The sequence below is a fragment of the Fodinibius sp. genome, from assembly GCF_041642155.1.
Lineage (GTDB): Bacteria > Bacteroidota > Rhodothermia > Balneolales > Balneolaceae > Fodinibius.
Genome location: NZ_JBEPWZ010000176.1, coordinates 1 through 6,074, shown reverse-complemented (window position 1 = coordinate 6,074; position 6,074 = coordinate 1). Strand labels below are relative to the sequence as shown.

Sequence of the window (6,074 nt, the reverse complement as noted above, 5' to 3'; positions counted from 1 at the left end):
GTCGTCCACGTGATGTCGCCAGACCGGGCTTCTATCGTGGGATTCAAGCATAACATCCACGAATATATGTTTTTCGAGAAGAATATTTTTCTCGACAGCGATATCATATGGTGTAAAAATCCCGACAATCTATGGAAGTCATTTGAACCGTATCCCTTTACGATAACGGGCACCCAGGTTTCAGATAATTTCTTTGGAGGCCCCAAAAATATTGGTATTCTGAGAGATATTATTTTACGGCGTCGCCAGCATACCCTAAATCACTTCGGGCTCACCTACCTGAGTCGGGTTCAGACGGGCATGATCTATGCACAGGACTATAGTCTGACCAAGAGAGTGTGTGATTTTTCCCAGAAAATGCTCGACCGAAAGGGGGAAACGCACTTCAGAAGCCGGACGCTCGAACAGGGACGAAGTGAAGAATCGTGCGAGTGGAGTATGGCGATGGCTATGTCAAAGCTCGATTTACCCGTTTATCCCTGGCTTCAGGGACATACCAGTCCCCAGTTGGATTATATTGATGACTTGACTTCTCACGATGCTGATTTCGAGTATGTGGTGTGTAAATATTATTGTGATCAGTTTGTATATAACCTGCGCGGGTTAAAAATTAAGTGGATCCGAAAGCTTCTGATTAAGTTGCTGGGTCTTATACCCGGGAAGGGAGACTATTTGAAAACAACTCCATATTGTCTTCACTTTGGATGGTATCACCAGAAACAGCCGTTCTATGAGTTTTCCGAACGAACCTGGAATGCGTTAAAACAGGAAAAATTCAGTCAGCTATTAGACAGTAAAAATCGATTGGCGGAAAATATATAGTGATTCCCGTATGCCTGAACTCTTTTACCGAATACCGGGAATCGGAATTTTCACTTTCCTGTTGCTGTTTCAGATAAACGCGGAAGCCCAGATCCGGTATGGAGTGTCATCAACGGTTTATGCCGGACAGAAGGGCAATTTGCCTTTCTGGTTTTATTCGAATAGCGATGGGACCGTGGACCCTTCTTCGACCAATCTCGTTAATGGTTTTTATGCGTATGCTACGAAGCGGGATACCACCAGCGAGTTGAAATTTACCGGTGGATTTGATGCTTACAGTCGTCTCTCGGCGGATAAGACGCTGGTGTTCCGCCAACTGTTTGGTAATGCCACCTACCGAGGGGTAAGGATAACGGCGGGACGGTTTTATGATCCTGTGGGACTTAACGACGATGATTTGTCGATGGGGTCGATGCTTATCAGTCGTAATGCTACGCCGGTCCCCAAAATACGAGTGGGCAGCGACGGCTTTTCAGGGGTACCGAATACCGGTGGGCGCTTGCAATTCAGCGCTATGCTATCACATGGCTGGTTTACGGACGATCGTTACATTGATGATCCTTACCTGCATCAGAAGTTTTTATATCTGAAATATAATCATAATCGTTTCGACGTCACGGCCGGGATGGCACATAATACGATGTGGGGGGGGACCCACCCGGGATTCGGGGAGGGGCCCTTTGACTTACCTTCTTCCCTGTCGGACTACTTCAAGGTCGTATTCGGCCGGTCTGCATTTGGTGACAATGTTCCGCAAAACGAAATAACCAACGCCGTAGGCAACTCTGTCGCGGCGTATGAGGTTAAATTAGGCATCAATTTCGATCATTTTCGTTTTAAAGCGTATCGCACGTTTTATCTGGAAGACATGGTGGCCCTCCGTTTCCGAAGCCCCTGGGACGGCCTGTGGAGTGCTGGGATTGAACTGGACAATGATCAGCAGATGGTTACGGAACTGTTATGGGAGCATCTCAATACCAAGCGTCAAAATGCCTGGATCGATACGCCGCTGGGACGAAATAATTACTATAATAACGGGGTCTACCGTTCCGGGTGGACGTACGAGGGAGCGGTGCTGGGGAACCCCCTCCTGATCCACGGACCCACTTCTGATTTTGACGGGGGACCGTACCCCGTATCCAACAATATTATTATTGCTCACCACATAGGCATTCAGGGAAAACCGGCAGGTCGCCTTTCTTATAAGATGTTTCTAACCTACTCCCGGAACTACGGTACCAATGTCGACCAGGGAGAAGGTCCCCCATACACCCCGCTTGATGAGATTCGCGTGGATGAATATTCCTCACTTCTTCAGCTTGAATACCGGATTGCTCCAGCCCATGGATTAAGCGTAACGGGTTCTTTAGCTTTCGATACCGGCGCGCTTTACGAAGAGAACCGGCAGGGTTTAATGATCGGGGTGAGCTGGGAGCGGATCAGCGATTAGTTTTGCAAAAGAAACGAAGCAAAAAAGTACTATTTTAATCACAAAAAAACGGACAAATACCCCGGCAGAAATTTTTTTCTAAACAATAAGTTCTGATATAAGCAGACAATGAACGAGCAGCAGGAAGAACAAGAATGGAAAACGTATCTGAAAAAGGGGATACGCTATACCTTGCAGGTCGGAATTATCGGTTACCTGGCCTATAAGCTCTACGATATCGGTCTGGCCAGAGTGGTTGAATCGCTGCCGCTGAATCCGCTTTTTTACCTGCTCTTTTTTGTAATCTATTTTTCGCTGCCCTTGTCTGAAATTTATATTTACGGGGTAAAATGGAACTTTAAGGGATACCGGGCGTTTCTTGTCTTTGTTCAAAAAAAGGTACTCAATACGGATGTGCTGGGCTATTCAGGTGAATTTTACCTCTTCTACTGGGCCAAAGAAAAGCTGAAGATACCGGCGGTGGACGCGATGAAATTTGTCAAGGACAATAATATTCTTTCCTCGCTGTCATCGACATTCATATCGGTTATCCTCTTGATATTCTTCCTGACACAGGGATATATTGATATCGGTGAATACATCCCCCAGGTAGAAAACAAGCTGCTGTATCTCTGGATTGCCCTGGGTGTGGGAGTCGCGGCATTAGTCGGCTATAGGTTCCGCAACTATATATTGAGTGTAAGTTTAAGCGATGCACTTAAGATATCCGGCGTCTATACCGGGCGGCTTGTTTTTACGAACCTGGTACAGGTTATCCAGTACAAGATTGCCGAGCCCTCGGTCCCCTGGGCGGTATGGTTCAGCCTGATGGCCGTACAGATCATGTCCACCCGCATTCCCTTTTTACCAAGTCGCAGCGTCTTATACGTGAGTGTAGCTATTGAGATGTCAGTAATGCTGAATGTGCCGGAAACCCGGCTGGTCGGGGTACTGACCGCAAATTTGATTTTAAAGAAACTGATTGGGGCGGTCTCTTTTATCCTGACGTCATTTACCCAGACCCAGTTGCCCGTAAATCCCCGGTCCGTCGATACGGGTAACCTGGAAGAGGCCCAACCCCCATCGCCTGAGGAGCAATAGCACGTATGTTTGTGATCCTGAGAACCCGGGACCCTGCGGTCGTTATCGGGTGCTGAGTTGTCATTCGGAAATCTGACACCGGCGGGCAGTATAGGCGTGACTTTCAGGCGGGGCCACGATTTAAACCGCCTGCGTTAAGTGGAAGGAATGGAAGATCAGTAACTCTCGGAATGCATCGGGAGTTTAGTTCGTTGCCGGGAAAAGGCGTACAAACTGGCAAGCAATCCACCCTAATGATAGAACGGTTTGAGATCGATATCCAGAAGATGGTTTGTAATATAATCGATCGTGGGAGCATCAAAATGTTGCTGAAGCTTATTGCTTTTGTCCAGGGATCTCTTCGTATTTTGGTCTTTCCACTTTTCCTCTTCCTGTGTCAGCGGCCCTGCAGTCCGGTGGAAGTCCCGGAGCATCGACTGATCGTAATCAAGTTCCAAAAAAGTGCATATTGCTTTCAAAATGATTTCGGGAGCCTCGAGAAGCTGTCCGTAAACGACGAAACAGTGATTGGGCTGTTGCCGGTATTGCAGGGATGCACGCATGCTCCTGTTCCACCAGTTGATGCACTTCCTGACCGAACGCTCGCCCCCCCATTGGTCGGGGTATCGCTTGGTGGCCAGGTGAAGGCTTGCGACCACATCTTTGCCGTCTCGCAGAATATGCAGGAACTTGCTGGGAGCAGGTACCTGTTCGATGGATGAAATGTAGTGCAGATGACGCGGGGTTTTCTCCAATCCCCATACCGGGGTACCTATATCGTGGTCCATCGCCTCCCGGACGATCATCTGGTCCAGGATATCGATCAGTTTTTGGCACCAGTCCCGGTAAGTATAGAGCTTAAAGACAGATATACCGGCAAAAGGATGGAGATTCTCAAAGTTGTTATTGTTGAGGAACCGGGTAACGGTTTTCCGGCTTTTAGGTCCGTGCAGCTTCATTTTCCGCAGTATCGGATTGATCGGCAGGGTTTTTGAAAAAAAATGAGTTTCAGGAAAGGAAACCACCTGCGGGTGACTGGCGATCATGCTTTGCAGCAGGGTTGTCCCCGACCGGGGACAGCCGACTAAAAAAACTCGTTTTGAATTCACAATATTAGTGTTCAGTGGGAAGTAAATCTAATTCCCGGGAATCTTCCAGGTACATCCTGAAGGCTTCGCGTTGCTCATCCGTCAACTGAAACTTCGGGTGATCGAAAAGCTTCCCCTTTATCATTTTGTGCCAGAAGTATAACAGGGCGTCTTGGGGATTGTTGCGTATACGCCGCAGGAAATGATCTTTTTCCCAGGTGTTCGATCCATGGTAACAGCGAATAAAAAGGTGCGAATGCTTATCCGGCAGCTGAAGGTATCGCCGATCCATCCATTCTTTCAGGTATACTGTGTCTTCGGCCCGGCGGGTGTGAGGGTACCGAATCCCCTCATCAGCCCGGTGCATAATACTGCCGGGGATACCATCGGGCAGGTAGCCCACATAGGGGTGCTGCATATACGGCTGTTCATCCAGGTGCATGAGCGCCCCCGAAAGACAGCAGGCATCGTAGCCATCCATAAGCGTTTGCGCCTGGACGGCAATCCGATCGGGATGATACCAGTCATCGTCGTCCCATTGCACTAAAAAGTCGCCGTCGGCTTCTTCCAGCGACCGGTTGCGGAGTTTTCCCAGCGTGTTTTCAGGTTTTTTTTCCAGTTTTACGTAGTGAACCTGGTCAGGGGACAGGGGAGCAAGCACCTCATCCAGATCTTCGTCGCCATCATCCACAATGACTAATTCTTTATTCTGATATGTTTGGTTTCGGAAGCATCGGACAGCACGTTTCATCAGGTGCTTGCGGTTGGCGGTGACCGTCAGACAGCTGACTTTTGGGAGACTACTACTATCCATCGGCTGTGTTGATTCAGGCATACAAAATTAACTATTCGTAATGAGATTGTTTTTCAGAGAGGCTAATATTAAAGAAATATTGGTGAAGCTCCTAAGTTTTCATCTGTGTTCTCTCAGACAAATATCCTTATTTAAAAATGATATATAAAGGGACCTTTGAAAACCGTTCTTTTGGCCAATCCCGGATTTGCTCAGGCTTTGATGTTGATAACATTTCGGGTTTCCAGAGGTTTCATAAAAATCCAACGCATTGTCCTGTATATTCTTCAACGCTGGTCATGAAAGCACCAAACAGCAAAAGTACCAGCACTTCATCACTATTATTTTGCAAAATACTATTCATAATCCCTATCAGTTAGGTCTTTTCGGGAATCTTATTCCATCCATTTCCGGAGGAGCTGCTGCCCGCGGTCGGTGGATTGATTTGGGGCAATATGCAGTTGTCCCCCGGCTTCCTCCCGCCCGTAGGCGGCCCGCACTACCTCCATTTCTTCGGCGATCTCATCGGGCCCCAGGAGGCCGCCCGCCCCGTCGGTCACTCCGGCCATCAGCAGCTTGCGGGGCGCCAGGCTGGCGGCCAGGTCCGGCAGATCGTAGGCCTGCAGGGCCCCGGGCACTGCGCTGATGTGCAGGGAGGGATCGTAGAAACGGTTGGTCACCAGCGAGCGGTAGGAGGCATATGGGTCCAGCAGGGCGACCCCGCGGATGGCCGGCTCAAAGGCCGCCGCGTGCAGAAGCACCGGTGCCATCGCTTCCCGGGCCATCCCATAGATCTCGTCCGTTTCGGCCTGCCGCTTTAACAGCCGGACCAGCCGGACCGCATCCCCCGCCCGCAGGCCCG

Annotated in this window: 5 protein-coding genes and 1 pseudogene; 3 read left to right on the top strand and 3 right to left on the bottom strand. The window is 49.2% G+C overall.

Annotation, left to right across the window (positions count from 1 at the left end):
• The 3 genes from ACESLU_RS10295 to ACESLU_RS10285 all read left to right on the top strand — a co-directional run.
• A partial coding sequence (locus tag ACESLU_RS10295; RefSeq protein WP_372638566.1) for a hypothetical protein occupies positions 1-822 on the top strand: 822 nt, incomplete at its 5' end.
• A gap of 10 nt (positions 823-832) precedes the next feature.
• Positions 833-2,272 (top strand): capsule assembly Wzi family protein, encoded by a 1,440-nt coding sequence (locus ACESLU_RS10290; RefSeq protein WP_372638565.1) that lies wholly within the window; start codon positions 833-835, stop codon positions 2,270-2,272.
• A 108-nt stretch (positions 2,273-2,380) separates the two neighbouring features.
• Entirely contained in the window at positions 2,381-3,352 is a 972-nt protein-coding gene (locus ACESLU_RS10285) for a hypothetical protein (protein WP_372638564.1), read from the top strand.
• Between the two features lie 230 nt (positions 3,353-3,582).
• Here the strand turns inward: ACESLU_RS10285 and ACESLU_RS10280 are convergent, their stop codons facing one another.
• The 3 genes and pseudogenes from ACESLU_RS10280 to ACESLU_RS10270 all read right to left on the bottom strand — a co-directional run.
• The gene (locus ACESLU_RS10280) at positions 3,583-4,440 is read right to left on the bottom strand and encodes a sulfotransferase (protein WP_372638563.1); all 858 of its coding nucleotides are present in this window, start codon (positions 4,438-4,440) and stop codon (positions 3,583-3,585) included.
• 4 nt (positions 4,441-4,444) lie between these two features.
• On the bottom strand, positions 4,445-5,254 hold the full coding sequence (locus ACESLU_RS10275) for a glycosyltransferase family 2 protein (RefSeq protein WP_372638562.1): 810 nt from the start codon (positions 5,252-5,254) through the stop codon (positions 4,445-4,447).
• 353 nt (positions 5,255-5,607) lie between these two features.
• A pseudogene (locus tag ACESLU_RS10270) lies at positions 5,608-6,074 on the bottom strand (xylan esterase); the annotation flags it as partial.